The 16,935-nt window shown below is 65.1% G+C and carries 16 protein-coding genes; 15 read left to right on the top strand and 1 reads right to left on the bottom strand.

Going from position 1 to position 16,935, the window contains the following annotated elements:
* Positions 1-156: 156 nt before the first annotated feature.
* The 12 genes from Q0743_RS05800 to Q0743_RS05745 all read left to right on the top strand — a co-directional run bounded on the left by Q0743_RS05800 (position 157) and on the right by Q0743_RS05745 (position 13,431).
* Complete coding sequence (locus tag Q0743_RS05800; RefSeq protein WP_298240623.1) at positions 157-1,815, top strand: ABC transporter substrate-binding protein; 1,659 nt, start codon at positions 157-159, stop codon at positions 1,813-1,815.
* Positions 1,816-2,025: 210 nt separating this feature from the next.
* Positions 2,026-2,979, top strand: a complete 954-nt coding sequence (locus Q0743_RS05795; protein ID WP_246919844.1) for an ABC transporter permease — start codon at positions 2,026-2,028, stop codon at positions 2,977-2,979.
* Between the two features lie 4 nt (positions 2,980-2,983).
* Positions 2,984-3,886: an ABC transporter permease gene (locus Q0743_RS05790; protein WP_298240622.1), complete on the top strand. Its 903-nt coding sequence runs from the start codon at positions 2,984-2,986 to the stop codon at positions 3,884-3,886.
* A gap of 3 nt (positions 3,887-3,889) precedes the next feature.
* On the top strand, positions 3,890-4,951 hold the full coding sequence (locus Q0743_RS05785) for an ABC transporter ATP-binding protein (protein ID WP_298240621.1): 1,062 nt from the start codon (positions 3,890-3,892) through the stop codon (positions 4,949-4,951).
* Positions 4,948-5,145 (top strand): hypothetical protein, encoded by a 198-nt coding sequence (locus Q0743_RS05780; protein WP_298240620.1) that lies wholly within the window; start codon positions 4,948-4,950, stop codon positions 5,143-5,145. Before Q0743_RS05785 ends, Q0743_RS05780 begins: the two co-directional genes overlap by 4 nt.
* Positions 5,142-6,557 (top strand): amidase, encoded by a 1,416-nt coding sequence (locus Q0743_RS05775; protein WP_298240619.1) that lies wholly within the window; start codon positions 5,142-5,144, stop codon positions 6,555-6,557. The genes Q0743_RS05780 and Q0743_RS05775 overlap by 4 nt, the downstream gene beginning before the upstream one ends.
* A complete protein-coding gene (locus Q0743_RS05770; protein WP_298240618.1) occupies positions 6,554-7,528 on the top strand; it encodes an ABC transporter ATP-binding protein in 975 nt (324 codons plus the stop codon). Before Q0743_RS05775 ends, Q0743_RS05770 begins: the two co-directional genes overlap by 4 nt.
* A 254-nt stretch (positions 7,529-7,782) precedes the next feature.
* Entirely contained in the window at positions 7,783-8,052 is a 270-nt protein-coding gene (locus Q0743_RS05765; protein WP_194404584.1) for a GlsB/YeaQ/YmgE family stress response membrane protein, read from the top strand.
* A 261-nt stretch (positions 8,053-8,313) separates the two neighbouring features.
* The gene (locus Q0743_RS05760) at positions 8,314-10,062 is read left to right on the top strand and encodes a type I secretion system permease/ATPase (RefSeq protein ID WP_298240617.1); all 1,749 of its coding nucleotides are present in this window, start codon (positions 8,314-8,316) and stop codon (positions 10,060-10,062) included.
* On the top strand, positions 10,059-11,393 hold the full coding sequence (locus Q0743_RS05755) for an HlyD family type I secretion periplasmic adaptor subunit (protein WP_298240616.1): 1,335 nt from the start codon (positions 10,059-10,061) through the stop codon (positions 11,391-11,393). The genes Q0743_RS05760 and Q0743_RS05755 overlap by 4 nt, the downstream gene beginning before the upstream one ends.
* 214 nt (positions 11,394-11,607) lie before the next feature.
* Positions 11,608-13,077, top strand: a complete 1,470-nt coding sequence (locus tag Q0743_RS05750) for an AMP nucleosidase (RefSeq protein ID WP_298240615.1) — start codon at positions 11,608-11,610, stop codon at positions 13,075-13,077.
* 30 nt (positions 13,078-13,107) lie between these two features.
* Complete coding sequence (locus Q0743_RS05745; protein WP_298240614.1) at positions 13,108-13,431, top strand: DUF1488 family protein; 324 nt, start codon at positions 13,108-13,110, stop codon at positions 13,429-13,431.
* Between the two features lie 198 nt (positions 13,432-13,629).
* Here the strand turns inward: Q0743_RS05745 and Q0743_RS05740 are convergent, their stop codons facing one another.
* A complete protein-coding gene (locus Q0743_RS05740) occupies positions 13,630-14,112 on the bottom strand; it encodes a CinA family protein (RefSeq protein ID WP_298240613.1) in 483 nt (160 codons plus the stop codon).
* Between the two features lie 143 nt (positions 14,113-14,255).
* Between Q0743_RS05740 and Q0743_RS05735 the strand changes: the two genes are divergently transcribed.
* Genes Q0743_RS05735 through Q0743_RS05725 form a run of 3 tightly spaced genes read left to right on the top strand, consistent with a single transcriptional unit; the run spans position 14,256 to position 16,879 of the window.
* The gene (locus Q0743_RS05735; RefSeq protein WP_298240612.1) at positions 14,256-15,314 is read left to right on the top strand and encodes an amidohydrolase family protein; all 1,059 of its coding nucleotides are present in this window, start codon (positions 14,256-14,258) and stop codon (positions 15,312-15,314) included.
* A 25-nt stretch (positions 15,315-15,339) separates the two neighbouring features.
* Positions 15,340-16,449 carry an amidohydrolase family protein gene (locus Q0743_RS05730; protein WP_298240611.1) on the top strand — a complete coding sequence of 370 codons (1,110 nt, stop codon included), beginning with the start codon at positions 15,340-15,342 and terminating at the stop codon, positions 16,447-16,449.
* A gap of 16 nt (positions 16,450-16,465) precedes the next feature.
* Positions 16,466-16,879, top strand: a complete 414-nt coding sequence (locus Q0743_RS05725; protein WP_298240610.1) for a Rieske (2Fe-2S) protein — start codon at positions 16,466-16,468, stop codon at positions 16,877-16,879.
* Positions 16,880-16,935: the final 56 nt, after the last annotated feature.

Here is a 16,935-nt window from a genome sequence, read left to right as displayed (position 1 = left end):
TGATGCCAGAATAGGCAGCGTGCCACGTGCACCCGCCTGCGATCCATAAGGACTTGTCGTCGCAGGGCCAAATTGCGGAATAAGTTTCTCTTTGGCATAGCCATTGCATACGATTGCATCAAAAATAGTCATCGAAGCCGGAAAAGGATTGAGGCGATGCTTACGAAGAAGAACACGCGCGCGGCACTGATCGCGGTGCTGGCTCTAACGACGGCGGCTGCATGGCCGCGTGCGGTCAGCGCCGAGACCGTGCTGCGCATCGGCATGACCGCTGCCGATATTCCGCGCACCCTGGGCCAGCCCGACCAGGGTTTTGAAGGCAATCGCTTCACCGGTCTGACGATGTATGACGCGCTGACCGGCTGGGACCTGTCCTCTGCCGACAAGGCGAGCGTCGTGATTCCCGGCCTTGCGACCGAGTGGAAGGTCGACGATGCCGACAAGACCAAATGGGTCTTCAAGCTGCGCCCCGGCGTCACCTTCCACGACGGATCGCCGTTCAACGCGGACGCCGTGGTGTGGAACGTCGAGAAGGTGCTGAAGCAGGACGCGCCGCAGTTCGACGCCAGCCAGGTCGGCGTCACGGCCTCGCGAATGCCGACGCTGGCCTCCGCGAAGAAGATCGACGACATGACGGTCGAGCTCACCACCAAGGAGCCCGACAGCTTCCTGCCGATCAACCTCACCAATCTCTTCATGGCGAGCCCGGCAAAATGGCAGCACTTCTACGACAAGGCGGAAGGCGCCGACGCCAAGGCGAAGTCGCAGGCGGCATGGACCGCGTTCGCCAAGGACGCCGCCGGCACCGGCCCGTGGAAGATGGCGAGCTTCACGCCGCGCGAGCGGCTCGAGCTCGTCAAGAACGCGAACTATTGGGACAAGGCGCGCGTGCCCAAGATCGACAGGATGGTGCTGCTGCCGATGCCGGAGGCGAACGCGCGAACCGCGGCTCTGCTCTCCGGGCAGGTCGATTGGGTCGAAGCACCGGCGCCGGATGCGCTGCCCGAGCTGAAACAGCGCGGCTTCAAGCTCTACGCCAACGAGCAGCCGCATGTCTGGCCGTGGCAGTTCTCGCGCGTTGAGGGCTCGCCCTGGAACGACATCCGCGTACGCAAGGCCGCGAACCTCTGCATCGATCGTGAAGGCCTCAAGGACGGCCTGCTCGCCGGCCTGATGGTGCCCGCGACCGGCACCTTCGAGCCCGGCCATCCCTGGCGCGGCAAGCCGAGCTTCGAGATCAAGTACGACAAGGCGGCTGCCCAGAAGCTGATGCAGGAGGCCGGCTTCGGCCCGAACAAGAAGCTTAAGGTGAAGACGCAGACCTCCGCGTCGGGGTCGGGCCAGATGCAGCCTTTGCCGATGAACGAATACCTCCAGCAGGCCCTCGCCGAGTGCTATTTCGATGTGCAGCTCGACGTCATCGAATGGAATACGCTGTTCACCAACTGGCGCCGCGGCGCCAAGGATCCAAGTGCCAACGGCTCGAACGCGACCAACGTCACCTATGCGGCGATGGACCCGTTCTTCGCGCTGGTGCGCTTCCTGCAATCGGGCATGGCGCCGCCGGTCTCGAACAATTGGGGCTTCATCAACAACCCCAAATTCGACGAGCTGGTGAAGAAGGCACGCCAGACCTTCGATCCCGCCGCGCGCGACGCCGCGCTCGCCGAGCTGCACGCGGCCTCCGTCGACGATGCCGCCTTCCTCTACGTCGCCCACGATGTCGGTCCCCGCGCAATGAGCCCGAAGGTCACGGGCGTCGTGCAGCCGAAGAGCTGGTTCATCGACTTCTCGCCGGTGTCGATCGCGCAGTAGTCCGCGCCACGTACTCGCTGCACCCTCTCCCCCTTGTGGGGCCCTTGTGGGAGAGGGTGGCTTCGCGATAGCGAAGCCGGGTGAGGGGTCTCCTTCCGCGAGCGACCCTTTCGTTCATTCGGTAATGCTGTAACCGCGGATAGATATCCCTCATCCGGCGCTTCGCGCCACCTTCTCCCACAAGGGGAGAAGGAAGAAAAAAGAAGACCCGTGCTCGCCTATATCGCCAGACGCATCGTCTATGTCGTCCCGATCGTCATCAGCGTCGCGCTGGTGTGCTTCCTGCTCGTGCACATCACGCCGGGCGATCCGCTCGTTGCCGTGCTCCCTGCCGATGCGTCGCAGGAGCTGGCGGCGCAGCTGCGTACCGCCTACGGATTCGATCGGCCGTTGCCGGTGCAGTTCGGGCTGTGGCTGCTCCGTGCCCTTCATGGCGATCTCGGCAATTCCATCGCGACCGGGCGTCCCGTGCTCGCCGAGGTCATGCGCGCGGTCGGCAACACCGTCACGCTGGCGATTGCCGCCGCCATCATCGGCTTCACCATGGGCATCCTGCTCGGCCTGATCGCCGGCTATTTCCGCGAGACCTGGATCGACAAGGTTGCGACCTCCTTCGCCATCGCCGGCGTGTCGGTGCCGCATTACTGGCTCGGCATGGTGCTGGTCATCATCTTCTCGGTGCAGCTGAACTGGCTGCCCGCGGTCGGCGCCGGCCCCAACGGCTCAAACTCCTGGGCCTGGGATTGGGCGCATCTGAAATATCTGGTGCTGCCGGCGATCACGACCTCGGTGATTCCCATGGGTATCGTCACCCGCACCGTGCGCGCGCTGACCGGCGACATTCTCAGCCAGGACTTTGTCGAAGCCCTGCGTGCCAAGGGCCTGCATGAGCGCGGCGTGTTCCGCCACGTCATCAAGAACGCCGCGCCCACCGCACTGGCGGTCATGGGTCTGCAGTTGGGCTATATGCTCGGCGGCTCGATCCTGATCGAGACCGTATTCTCCTGGCCGGGGTCGGGCTTCCTGCTCAACTCCGCGATCTTCCAGCGCGACCTGCCGCTGCTGCAGGGCACGATCCTGATCCTGGCGCTGTTCTTCGTCTTCCTCAATCTGCTGGTCGATATCGCGCAAGCCGCGATCGACCCGCGCATCAAGCGGGGCTGACGGGATGAGCGAGCTCCCTCTGTCCGCCACCGCCGATGCCGCGCTGCAGGCTGCGCCCGCGACCAGGGCGCGCGGCTATTGGGCGACCGTCGGCCGCCGCATCACCCGCGACAAGGTCAGCATGGTCTGTGCGTTCGTTCTGCTGCTGATCTTCCTCTCCGCCATCCTCGCGCCGTGGCTCGGTCTCGAAGACCCCTACAAGGGTTCGATGATCCGTCGCCTGCGTCACATCGGCACCACCGGCTATCCGCTCGGCACCGACGAGCTCGGTCGCGACATGCTCGCGCGTCTCGTCTATGGCGGCCGGCTGTCGCTCGTCATCGGTATCCTGCCCGTGATCCTTGCCTTCTGCATCGGGACCTCGCTCGGCCTGGTCGCCGGCTATGTCGGCGGCCGGCTCAACACGGCGATCATGCGCACGATCGACGTGTTCTACGCCTTTCCCTCCGTGCTGCTCGCGATCGCAATCTCCGGCGCGCTCGGCGCCGGTATTCTCAACTCGATCGTGTCGCTCACGGTCGTGTTCGTGCCGCAGATCACCCGCGTCGCCGAAAGCGTCACCACGGGCGTGCGCAACATGGATTTCGTCGAGGCCGCGCGTGCCTCCGGCGCCGGCCCCTTCACCATCATGCGCGTGCACATTCTCGGCAATGTGCTGGGCGCGATCTTCGTCTATGCGACGAGCCTGATTTCGGTCTCGATGATCTTGGCCGCGGGTCTCTCCTTCCTCGGTCTCGGCACCAAGCCGCCGGAGCCGGAATGGGGATTGATGCTGAACACCTTGCGCACCGCGATCTACGTCAATCCCTGGGTCGCGGCGCTGCCGGGCGCGATGATCTTCGCGGTCTCGATCTGCTTCAATCTGCTCTCGGACGGTCTGCGCAGTGCCATGGACATCAGGAACTAGGCCATGAGCGAGAGCAACACATCCGTCGAAATGCTGGAGCCGGTCGAGGACGTCGGCGGGCTCGCGCAGCCGCTGCTGCAGGTCAACGGCCTGACCAAGCACTTCCCAGTGCGGGGCGGGCTGTTCGCCGCCAAGCGCACCGTGCGCGCCGTCGACAACGTCTCCTTTGCCGTCGCCAAGGGCGAGACTGTCGGCATCGTCGGCGAGTCCGGTTGCGGCAAGTCCACCACTGCGCGCCTTCTGATGCATCTGATGCCGCGCGATGATGGCGACATCATCTATGACGGCATGACCGTGGGACAGTCGCTTTCCTTGCGTGAGCTGCGCCGCGGCATGCAGATGGTGTTCCAGGACTCCTACGCCTCGCTCAATCCGCGCCTGACGATCGAGGAGTCCATCGCCTTCGGTCCCAAGGTCCACGGCATGGCCGATGGCGCCGCCCGGACGCTGGCGCGGGAACTGCTCGGCAAGGTCGGGCTGCGCCCCGAAAATTTCGCCAACCGTTATCCGCACGAGATTTCCGGCGGCCAGCGTCAGCGCGTCAATATCGCGCGCGCACTGGCGCTGTCGCCGCGGCTGGTGATTCTGGACGAAGCCGTCTCCGCGCTCGACAAATCCGTCGAGGCGCAGGTGCTCAATCTATTGGCGGATCTGAAGCGCGAGTTCGGCCTCACTTATCTCTTCATCAGCCACGACCTCAACGTCGTCCGCTACATCTCCGACCGCGTGCTGGTGATGTATCTCGGCGAGGTCGTCGAGCTCGGCCCGGTCGATCAGGTCTGGGACAGCCCCGCGCATCCCTACACCCGCGCGCTGCTGGCGGCGATGCCGTCCTCGGACCCTGACAGACGCACCGAAAAACCGCCGATCACGGGCGATCCGCCCAATCCGATCGATCCGCCCCCGGGCTGCCGTTTCCACACCCGCTGCGCGTTTGCGGAGCCGCTCTGCGCAAATGCGGCACCAAAGCTCACGGCGCTCGATAAGATGGGCCACGAGGCCGCTTGCTACATGGCCATTCCGGGTTCTGGCCATAGCCGCGCGCCGAGGGAGACAACCGCATGACGAGACCGACACCGAAAGAGATCAAGCCGATCGCGCAAATCGCCGGCGTTCCCGTGGATGACGAGATCGCGACCCGCATCTCCAGCTCCATCGGACCTGCCTTCGAAGGCTTTGCCGCCATTGCCGGCACGCTGCCGTTCGACCTCGAGCCGGCGCTCTATCCGATCGCGCAAGCCGCGAAGGTGTCGAAATGAGCCTTGAACCCGCATTGATGACGCTCAGCGAGGTCGCGCGCGCGATCGCGATGAAGCAGGTGTCCTCGCATGAGGTGACGCGCGCGCTGCTGCATCGTATTGCGCAGTGGCAGCCGCATCTCAACGCTTTCATGTCGGTCGAGGCAGAGCCCGCGCTGAAGGCGGCGGAAGCTGCCGATGCCGAGCTTGCCAAGGGCAATGTCCGTGGCCGCCTGCATGGCGTGCCGCTCGCACACAAGGACATGTATTACGACGCCGGTCATGTCGCGACCTGTGGCTCGCTGATCCGCCGCGATTTCGTGCCGACCGTGACGTCCACCGCCTTGCAGCGGCTGAAGGACGCCGGCCAGGTTCGCTTGGGTACGCTGCATCTTGCTGAATTCGCCTACGGCCCGACCGGGCATAACCATCATTATGGTCCGGTGCGCAATCCCTGGAACGTCGCGCATATCACTGGGGGCTCGTCCTCGGGATCGGGCTCGGCGGTCGCGGCGCGGCTGACCTATGCCGCGCTCGGCTCGGACACCGGCGGCTCGATCCGTATGCCGGCGCATTTCTGCGGCGTGACCGGACTCAAGACCACCGTCGGCCGCGTCAGTCGCGCCGGTGCGATGCCGCTGTCGCAATCGCTCGACACTGTCGGCCCGCTCGCCCGCACGGCCGAGGACTGCGCGCTGCTGCTGGCTTTGATGGCCGGCGCCGACCCCGCCGATGCCACCTGCAGCCACGAGCCGTTGTCCGACTATGTCGGGGCCACGAAGGGGTCGCTGAAGGGCCTGAAGATCGGCGTGCCCGCGTCCTTCTATGTCGACGATCTCGACAGCGAGGTCGCGCGCGTGCTCGACGAGACCATCGCGGTGTTCAAGCGCGAAGGGGCCGACATCGTCAAGGTCGAGCTGCCGGACCAGCGGCAATTGTCTTCGGCGAGCCAGCTCGTGCTCGCCGCGGAAGCCGCCGCCTTCCACAAGCGATGGATGATCGAGCGTCCTCAGGATTATGGCGCGCAGGTGCTGATGCGGCTGCAGAACGGCCTCGCCGTTCCCGCCATCACCTATCTCGAGGCGATGCGCTGGCGCGGCCCCGCACTCGCTGCCCACAACGCCGCGACGGCAGGCGTCGATGCGGTGATCGCGCCGGCCTCGCCGGTGCCGGCACCGACCATCGAGGAGAGCGATGTCGGCGGCGGCCCGAACGCCCCGGCGCTGCTGCAGCGGCTGACGCTGTTCACCCGCCCGGTGAATTTCCTGGGCCTGCCGTCGCTCACCGTGCCTTCCGGCTTCACCAAGAGCGGCCTGCCGGTCGGCATGCAGCTGATCGGACGTTCCTTCGATGAAGCGACCCTGCTGACCATCGGCGCGGCCTTCCAGCGCGTCACCGACTATCACGATCGATTGCCGAAATTGCCGTCATGACAAAGCTCGTCGAGATCTCAGGCCTCAACATCCGCTTCACCGGCGAACGCACGGTCTACGCCGTGAACGACCTCAGTCTGTCGCTGGGCGACGGCGAGGTGCTGGGCCTGCTCGGCGAATCCGGTTCGGGCAAGAGCGTGACCCTGCGTGCGCTGATGCGGCTGCTGCCGAAGAAGCGCACGCAGATATCGGGCAAGGTCAACGTCATGGGCCGCGACGTGCTCGCCATGAATGACGAGGAATTGTCATCCTTCCGCGGCCAGACCGTCTCGATGATCTTCCAGGAGCCGGCGCTCGCGCTCGATCCGGTCTACACCATCGGCGCGCAGATCGCCGAAAGCGTCGTCCGCCACGAAGGCAAGAGCTTTGCGGAGGGCAGGGCACGCGCACTCGAAATGCTCGAGGTCGTGCGCATCCCCTCGGCGAAACGCCGGCTCGACGCCTACCCGCACGAGATGTCGGGCGGCATGCGCCAACGCGCGATGATCGCGCTGGCGCTAACCTGCCGTCCCAAAATCCTGCTGGCGGACGAGCCGACCACCGCGCTCGATGCCACCGTGCAGATCCAGATCCTGCTGTTGCTCCGCGAGCTGCAGCGCGAGTTCGGCATGTCCGTGATCTTCGTCACCCACGACATTGGTGTGGCGATCGAGATTTGCGACCGCGTCGCGGTGATGTATGCCGGCCAGATCGTGGAGCAGGGCACGCTGCGTGACATCGTCCGCACCCCCATGCATCCCTACGCCAAGGGCCTGCTCGCCTCGACCATCCACGGTGCCAGGCGGGGGCAGCGGTTAGAGACCATCCCCGGCACGCCGCCCTCGCTGGCCGAACAGCCCCACAACTGCTCCTTCGCCCCCCGCTGCAAGCTCGCCGAGCCGCGCTGCCTGGAGCAATTGCCGGCGAATGTGGACGTCGGGCCGGGTCGTGCGGCGCGGTGCGTGCTGGCGGAGCCGGTGGCGGCGACGTAGTCGGCGAATTGCCGCCCCGGCGTCGGTGCGCTCCCTCGCCCCGTTCTTACGGGGAGAGGTTAAGAGCACCGCGCGTGCATCTCCAAAATTCCCCCAACACGACACCGACTTGTCACACTTCACAGCGCGCGGCCCGCAGGCGCCCTTCTACTGTGCATGGGGTTGTTTTCGCATTTTTCATCCGCCCTGCATTCAGACCCCATTCATCCCGGTTCCCGTTCCATGCCGGGCATTAAAGGAGAGGGACCTTACCGATGCACATTTCCAATGAAGGCCTGCTTGTCATCCTGTTCGTCGGGCTCGTCGCCGGCTGGCTGGCCGGCAAGATCGTGCGGGGCGCCGGGTTCGGCATCATCGGCGACATCGTGATCGGCATCTGCGGTGCGTTGGTGGCGAGCCTGCTGTTTCCAAAGCTGGGCATCCGCCTCGGCACCGGCCTGGTCTCCGAGATCGTCTATTCCGCCATCGGCGCGGTGATCCTGCTCTTGGTGGTGCGGCTGGTGCGCGGCGGCGGCCGGCTCTAGCGACCGGCCGGTTTGATCGATCGGAACTGACCGCCTCTCCCTGCGCTCGGTGAGGGGCGGTCGCCTAGCACCAAAAAGCCGCAAAGACTGTGAAATACCGGACTTGCGTGCAGGGCCGTCAGGGGTAGATGTGGCCTACGGGCTCCGGATGGACCCGGCCCGCGTTGGACGCAGCGCCAACATGATGTTAATTCGGGGCGCGTACCCTGAATTAACAGTGAAATCAGGGGCTTTGGCCCCCACCTGAAAGAGATCAGACTGATGGCAGCCGGTCCTGGCGTCCGCCGTTCAGAGCTCGGGGACGCCTTGCGCGCGTGTCGCACGGCGTTCGTCGGCGTCGGCTTGATGAGCTGTATGATCAACCTGCTCTATCTGACCGGGTCGATCTTCATGCTGGAGGTCTACGACCGCGTGCTGCCGAGCCGCAGCGTTCCGACCCTGGTCGGCCTGATCATCCTCGCCAGCTTCCTCTATATGGCGCAGGGCGTGCTCGACATGATCCGCAACCGGATCCTGGGCCGGATCGGCACCGCGCTGGACGAGGCCCTCAACAAGCGCGTGTTCGACACCATCGTGCGCCTGCCGCTGCTGGTCGGCAGCCGCAACGAGGGCCTGCAGCCGCTGCGTGATCTCGACAACGTCCGCTCCTTCCTCGGCGGCATGGGCCCGAGCGCGTTCTTCGATCTGCCCTGGCTGCCGCTGTATCTCGCCATCTGCTTCGCCTTCCACGTCATGATCGGTGTCACCGCCTTGGTCGGCGCCATCATCCTGGTCGGCCTGACGCTGGTCACCGAGTTCATGTCCCGTCAGCCGGCGAAGGAGGCGATGGGCCTTGCCGCCCAGCGCAACGATCTCGCCCAGTCCAGCCGCCGCAACGCCGAAGTCATGGTGTCGATGGGCATGACCGGCCGGATGAACCAGCGCTGGAGCGAGGCCAACGAAAAATATCTCGCCGGCAATCAGCGTGCGAGCGACGTCGCCGGCGGTCTCGGCGCGGTCGCAAAGGTGCTGCGCATGATGCTGCAATCGGCCGTGCTCGCGGTCGGCGCCTATCTCGTCATCCACCAGGAAGCGACCGCCGGCATCATCATCGCCGGCTCGATCCTCTCCGCCCGCGCGCTGGCGCCGGTCGATCTCGCCATCGCGCATTGGAAATCCTTCGTCGCGGCGCGCCAGAGCTGGCACCGCCTCACCCGCCTGCTGGAGCAAATGCCGGCGCGGCCGATGCCGACCCAATTGCAGGCGCCGACGAGCCGGCTCTCGGTCGAAGGCGTCGCCATGGTGGCGCCCGGTGATCAGCGCCTCATCGTTCAGGACATCACCTTCGCGCTCGCCGCGGGCAACGGCCTTGGCGTGATCGGTCCGAGCGGTTCCGGCAAGTCGTCGCTGATCCGCGCGCTGGTCGGCGTTTGGCAGCCGGTGCGCGGCAAGGTGCGGCTCGACGGTGCAGCGCTCGATCAATGGTCGTCCGACATGCTCGGCCGGCACATCGGCTATCTGCCGCAGGACGTCGAATTGTTCGGCGGCACCATCGCGCAGAACATCAGCCGGTTCGATCCCGAGGCGACCTCTGAGGTCATCATCGCGGCAGCGAAGGAAGCCGGCGTGCACGAGATGATCATCAAGATGCGCGAGGGCTACAACACGCAAGTCGGCGAGCAGGGCACCGCGCTCTCCGCCGGCCAGGCGCAGCGCGTGGCGCTGGCGCGCGCGCTCTATGGCAACCCCTTCCTGATCGTGCTCGACGAGCCCAACTCCAATCTCGACACCGAAGGCGACGAGGCGCTGACCCGCGCCGTCCGCGCCGCGCGCGAGCGCGGCGCCATCGTCGTCGTGGTGGCGCACCGTCCGATCGGCGTTGAGGCGGTCGACCAGGTGCTGGTGCTGCGCGACGGCCGCATGCAGGCATTCGGGCCGAAGGAACAGGTGCTCGCCCAGGTGCTACAGCCGCGGGTGACGCCGCCGGCACCGATCAAGATCGTCAGCGAAGGCGGAGTGGCCAAACCATGAGCACGATGGCGATCGGCGGGCCGAAGCCCGCCGCAAAGAGGACCGTGCGCGAATCCATCAAGTTCCACCTCCTGCTCGGACTTGGCATCGTGCTGGTGCTGGTCGTCGGTCTCGGCGGCTGGGCCTCGACCGTGCTGATCTCGGGCGCGCTGATCGCGCCGGGCCAGATCGTGGTCGAATCCAACGTCAAGAAGGTGCAGCATCCGACCGGCGGCGTGGTCGGCGAGGTGCGCGCCCGCGACGGCGATCTGGTCAAGTCAGGCGACATCGTGGTGCGGCTCGATGACACCGTCACCAAGGCGAACCTTGCCATCGTCACCAAGAATCTCGACGCCGCGCAGGCCCGCGCGGCGCGCTTGCAGGCCGAGCAGCGCGGTGTGGACAGCATCGAATTTCCGCAAGCCCTGCTGGATCGCGCCGGCGATCCCGACGTCAAGCTGCTGCTGTCCGCCGAAACCAAGCTGTTCGACGTCCGCGTCAACGGCCGCACCGGACAGAAGGCCCAGCTGCGCGAGCGCATCACCCAGCTCAACGAGGAGATTGCGGGTCTCAGCGCCCAGGAGAAGGCCAAGGACCAGGAGATCGCGCTGGTGCAGAACGAGCTCACCGGCGTGCGGGACCTCTACGACAAGCGTCTGGTGCAGCTCTCGCGCCTGACCCAGCTCGAGCGCGACTCGGCCCGTCTCAACGGCGAGCGCGCGCAGTACATCGCTTCGCGCGCCCAGGCCAAGGGCAAGATCACCGAGACCGAGCTGCAGATCATCCAGGTCGACAAGGACGTGGTGAGCGAGGTCTCCAAGGACCTGCGCGAGACCAACGACAAGATCGGGGAACTGATCGAGCGCAAGGTCGCCGCCGAGGACCAGCTTCGCCGTGTCGACATCCGTGCGCCGCAGGATGGCATGGTGCTGCAATCGACGGTGCACACGGTCGGCGGCGTCGTCACCGCCGGCGACACCTTGATGCTGATCGTGCCGCAGGCCGACGATCTCCAGGTCGAGGCCAAGGTCAATCCGGTCGATATCGACAAGCTCCAGATCGGCCAGAAGACGCTGCTGCGCCTCTCCGCGTTCAACCAGCGCACCACGCCGGAGCTCAACGGCCTCGTCAGCCGCGTCTCGCCGGACGTCACCACCGACCAGCGCACCGGCCAGAGCTACTACACCATCCGCGTCTCGATGCCGGCCGAAGAGATCGCCCGTCTCGGCGACGTCAAGATGATTCCCGGCATGCCCGTGGAAGCCTTCGTCCAGACCGGTGACCGCACCATGCTGTCCTATCTGATGAAGCCGCTGCACGACCAGCTGATGCGCGCGTTCCGCGAGAAATGACGCGCGAAAGCGCGTCATCCCGGAGCGCGCTTAGCGCGCATCCGGGATCTCGGGCCACACACTCGCTCTCGCAGGGTGGGCAAAGGCGCAAAGCGCCGTGCCCACCATCTTTAGCTCAATGAGCACATGGTGGGCACGCTTCGCTTTGCCCACCCTACGGCACTGCCTTCTTTGCTATAGTTCGACTCAAGCCCATCAATCCGGCGGTCGAATCATGCAATCCCCAGCCCCCATCGCCACCAAATCCTTCTCTGACGCGTCCGCGGCCGTGGGCCGCCTCGAAGAGATCTACGAGCGCAACACCAAGTTCCTGCGCGATCGATTCGAAGCTTACGTCAGCGGTGAGGCGATCACGACGCGGGTGAGGGCCTATTATCCCTTCGTGCGCCTCACCACCGCGACGCATGCGCGGCTGGATTCGCGGCTGGCTTATGGCTTCGTCGCCGGGCCCGGCGTGCACGAAACCAGCGTCACGCGGCCGGATCTGTTCCGCAGCTATCTCGTCGAACAGATCGGATTGCTGATCCAGAATCACGGCGTGCCCGTCGAAATCGGCGAGTCCGCCGAGCCGATCCCGATCCACTTCGCCTATCGCCGCGACATCAATATCGAGGCTGCCATCACCACCAGCGAGAACTCGCCCGTGGCGCGGTCGCTGCGCGACGCGTTCGACGTGCCGGATCTCGCCACCATGGACGATTCCATCGCCGACGGCACCTTTGAATTGCGGCCCGGCGCGCCCGAGCCGCTGTCGCTGTTTCGGGCCGCCCGGGTCGATTACTCGCTGCGCCGGCTCTATCACTACACCGGCACCGATCCCGAGCATTTCCAGAATTTTGTGATCTTCACCAACTACCAGTTCTATGTCGATGCTTTCGCGGAGCTCTGTCAGCAGCGGCTTCAGTCGGGCGAAGCCGGGCTCGAAGCGTTTGTCGCGCCCGGCAATGTCATCACGCGCAATGGTGGACACACGACGGGAGCGGGACCGGCGCGTACACCGAACATGCCGGCCTTCCATCTGGTCGCGCCCGGCTATCGCGGCATCACGCTGATCAACATCGGCACCGGCCCGTCCAACGCGCGCAACGTCACCGACCACGTCGCCGTGCTGCGCCCGCACGCCTGGCTCATGCTTGGCCATTGCGCAGGCCTGCGCAATACGCAGCGGCTCGGCGACTACGTGCTCGCACACGGCTATGTGCGCGAGGATCATGTGCTCGACGGCGAATTGCCGCTGTGGGTGCCGATCCCGGCGCTGGCCGAGATGCAGGTCGCGCTCGAAGAGGCCGTCGAGGATGTCACCGGCCTCGAAGGTTTCGAGCTGAAGCGCCTGATGCGCACCGGCACCGTCGCCAGCGTCGACAACCGCAATTGGGAGATCTCGGGCCCCGAGGTGATCCGCCGTCTGTCGCAGTCGCGCGCGGTGGCGCTCGATATGGAATCGGCTGCGATCGCCGCCAACGGCTATCGCTTCCGCGTGCCCTACGGCACGCTGCTCTGCGTCTCCGACAAGCCGCTGCACGGTGAGATCAAGCTCGCTGGCATGGCCAGCGAATTTTACCGCCGCCGCGTCGGCCAGCACCTCGAGATCGGCCTGAAGGCGCTGGAGCGGCTCAAGCAGCAGGAATCGGAGCGGCTGCATTCGCGCAAACTCCGCAGTTTTGCCGAAGTCGCGTTCCAGTAGGGCGCAGCAGCGCTTTGCTGCTGACAATCGGTGCGATTTTCAGCATTGTCCGGCGCGGGGCTCGACTGGGACGACTTGATGCCGCTGACGCGCGACAGGATCATCGGCCATGACCTCGAACGGCTGGCCTTTCGCTTCACCATGCTCAATGACGACGAGGTCGTGCAGTGCCAGATCAGCGACGCTGCGATGGACGAGCTCGCGGGCATGCAGGGTACCGAAAGCAGCGCGCGGCAGGCGCAGTTCCTGTCGCTGCGCGAGACCATCGAGCGGATCGCGTCGGATGTTTACGACGAGGGGCCGCGGGTCCAGGGCTATGTGGTGCGGATCTTCATGCGGCATCTGAGGCGATGAGATTGTACGTAACCGCGAACGCCAATCTCTCACCGTCACCCTGAGGTGCTCGCCTCTTCGGCGAGCCTCGAAGGGCGACGGCCCCGCTGCACCTCGGCCGTTCATCCTTCGAGGCTCTCCACGTGGCGCGTTGCGCCACGTGTCTCGCACCTCAGGATGACGGTATTGAAAGCGTGATCGCTGCGAGGGATACCACCATCACCCCTCCAGCTTCCGCAGCAATAGTTTCAGCGCCGTCGCCGCAAACACCTGCATGTTGCCGAACCGGTCATTGCCACCCGTCTCCAGCGTCATCACCTCCGACGCAGGTCCTGCAACCGCCATGCAGCTATGACCGGCGGCGTCGCCGTAGCGGTTGCCGGTGGGGCCGGCGGCGCCGGTCTCGGACAGGCCCCAGTCGCTGCCAAAGCGTGTTCGCATCTGATCGGCCAGCAGCTGCGCGTAAGGTTCCGACGAGGAGCGAAAGCCCTTCATTCCTTCGTCCGAAATATCCATCAGCACACGCCTGGCATCGCGGGTGTAAACCACCGCGCCGCCGAGGAAGTAGGCGGAGGCGCCGGGCACCGCGAGCAGGCTGGCCGCGATCAGGCCGCCGGTGGAGGATTCCGCCACCGCAATGGTCTGTTTGCGCGCGATCAATCTGGCGGCGACCTGTTTCGCGATGCCGACGAGCTCTTTCATTCCGCAACCCCCATTCCTTCGCAACCGAGCTCAGCCTTCCTAGCATATGGCAGGACGCTTGGCCGAGTTGCGGGCGGCGGGCAGGCCTGCTTGAATGTGGGTACAAGAAGAGACGAGCGAGGAAACGTGAGAAGGGAAACGTGATGGCGTCCCTGATCGCCGGCGGCATTGATTGCGACGTGCATCCGGCCGTGCCGCATCTGACCAGCCTGCTGCCCTACCTGAACGACTATTGGCGCGATCAGGTGACGACGCGCGGCATGGTCGATCTCGTCTCGCAATCCTACCCGCAGAATTCGCCGATCACGGCACGGCCGGACTGGCGCCCCGAAACGGGAAAGCCCGGCGAAAATCTGGAGGACATGCAGCGTCATGTGCTCGATCCCTTCCAGTTCAAGTTCGCGATCTGCAATCCGCTCTACGGCGTGCAGATGGTGTTTTCCGAGGACATGCAGGCCGCCTTCTGCCGCGCGCTGAACGACTGGCTCGCGAAGGAATGGCTCGATCGTGACACACGGCTGCGCGGCTCGATCGTGATCCCGGTGCAAAGCATCGAGAAAGCCGTCGCCGAGATCGAGCGCTGCGCGAAGGACAAGCGCTTCGTTCAGGTGCTGATGCTGGTCATGGGCGACACCCCGCTCGGCAAACGCGCCCTGTGGCCGATCTATGAGGCTGCGGAGCGCCTGGAACTACCGATCGGCATCCACGCCGGTTCCGCCTATCACAATCCACCGACCGCGGTGGGGTGGGGCTCCTACCACATCGAGGATTATGTCGGTCAGGCCCAGGCGTTCCAGACCCAGCTCACCAGCCTCATCGTCGAGGGCGTATTCGCCAAATATCCGCGGCTGAAAATGGTGATGCTGGAATCCGGCGTGTCCTGGATCTCGCCCTATCTCTGGCGCCTGCACAAGTTCTGGCGGGGCGTGCGGATGGAAACCCCGTGGGTCGATCGCGCGCCGCTGGACATTGTGCGCAGCAACATCCGCTTCTCATTACAGCCATTTGATGCACCGCCAGATGAGGCGACATTAAATCGCCTGTTTGATCATATGCAGTCCGATCAATTGGTCCTATTCTCCACGGACTATCCGCACTGGCAGTTCGACGGCCAGGACGCGCTGCCCGAAGGTCTGTCCCCCGATCTCGTGCGCAAGATCATGATCGACAATCCGTATGCGACCTATCCCCGCCTGAAATGAGCCCGCTGCCAAAGGAGGCAAGGCGATGAATATCCAGTTCCGCGAGAACCAAGAAGCCGCTTCCCCACTGACCGTCAAAGCCGCGATCGCGGACTGCGACATCCATCCGGCACGCGCCACCCGCACCGAGCTCTATCCCTATCTCGCCAAACGCTGGCAGCATCATCTCGAAGTCTACGGCGTCCATGCCTATCAGGGCATGATGGAAGGCCCGCCTTATCCCAAGGCGCAGCCCAACGCCTCGCGCCGCGACGCCTATCCGCCGGAAGGCGGGCCGCAGGGCTCCTCGCTCTCCTTCATGCAGAAGCAGCTGCTCGACCCCAACAACGTGCAGCTCGGCGTGCTCAATCCGCTCAACACCGGACAGGGCATCCGCAATCACGAGCTCTCGGCGGCGCTATGCTCGGCGATCAACGACTGGCAGATCGACAAATGGACCAGCAGGGATAAGCGGCTGAAGGCGTCCATCGTCGTCGGCAATGAGGATGGCCTCTCGGCTGCGGCTGAAATCCGCGAGCGTGCCGGCGACAAGAACTTCGTGCAGGTGCTGCTGCTCAGCCGCAATGTCGAGCCGCTCGGCCAGCGCCGCTATTGGCCGATCTATCAGGCCGCGGAGGAAGCCGGCCTTCCTGTCGGCGTCCATGCCTTCGGCTTCGGCGGCAACCCGATCACGCCGTCGGGCTGGCCGTCCTATTACATCGAGGAGATGGTGGGGCACTCGCAATGCCAGCAATCGGCGCTGGCGAGCCTTGTGCTGGAAGGCGTGTTCGAGCGCTTCCCGAAACTGAAGATGGTGATGATCGAGGCCGGCTTCGGCTGGGCGCCGTCGCTGGCGTGGCGGCTCGACAAGGCCTGGCAGCGGCTGCGCAGCGAAGTGCCGCATGTGAAGCGTCCGCCGTCGGAATATATCCGCGAGCAGGTGTGGTGGACCACGCAGCCGATGGAAGATCCGGAGCGGCGCGAGGATCTGTTCGACGTCATCAAATGGATCGGCTGGGACCGCCTGCTGTTCGCCACCGACTATCCGCATTGGGACTATGACGAGCCGTCGCGCGTGCTGCCGGCGGGCGTCAGCGAAGCCAATCGCGAGGCGTTTTATCTCGGCAACGCCAAGAAACTGTACGGCATTTCCTGATGGCAAGAATTTCCTGATGGCAAGACACGTGATTGCGCCGGTCGACGAGCTTCCGCCCGGCACGCGAAAATTCCTGGAGATCGACGGCCGGCCGATCGCGGTCTTCAACATCAAGGGCGAGTATTTCGGCCTGATGAACCGCTGCCCGCATCAGGGCGCGGCTTTGTGCGAGGGCCCGTTGATCGGGCTCGCGCAGTCGAGCGAGCCCGGCGAGATCGAATACACCAAGTTGGGCGAGATCATCCGCTGCCCCTGGCACGGCTGGGAGTTCGACATCCGCACCGGTCAGTCCTATTGCGACCCCCGCCGCTTCCGCGTGAAGGCCTATCCGGCCCATGTCGAGCCCGGCGCGAGCGTGGTGAAGGGGCCGTATGTCGCGGAGACGATCCCGGTCAGCGTCGACAGCGATTACGTGGTGGTGGAGCTGTAGGTCCCGCTCTTCCCCTCCCCTGGAGGGGGAGGGTCGATCGCGCGAAGCGCGAGCGG

It is taken from the genome of uncultured Bradyrhizobium sp., assembly GCF_936943645.1.
Taxonomy (GTDB): Bacteria; Pseudomonadota; Alphaproteobacteria; order Rhizobiales; family Xanthobacteraceae; genus Bradyrhizobium.
Note: the sequence above shows the minus strand (reverse complement) of the source record. Positions and strands in the feature narration are given on the sequence as shown.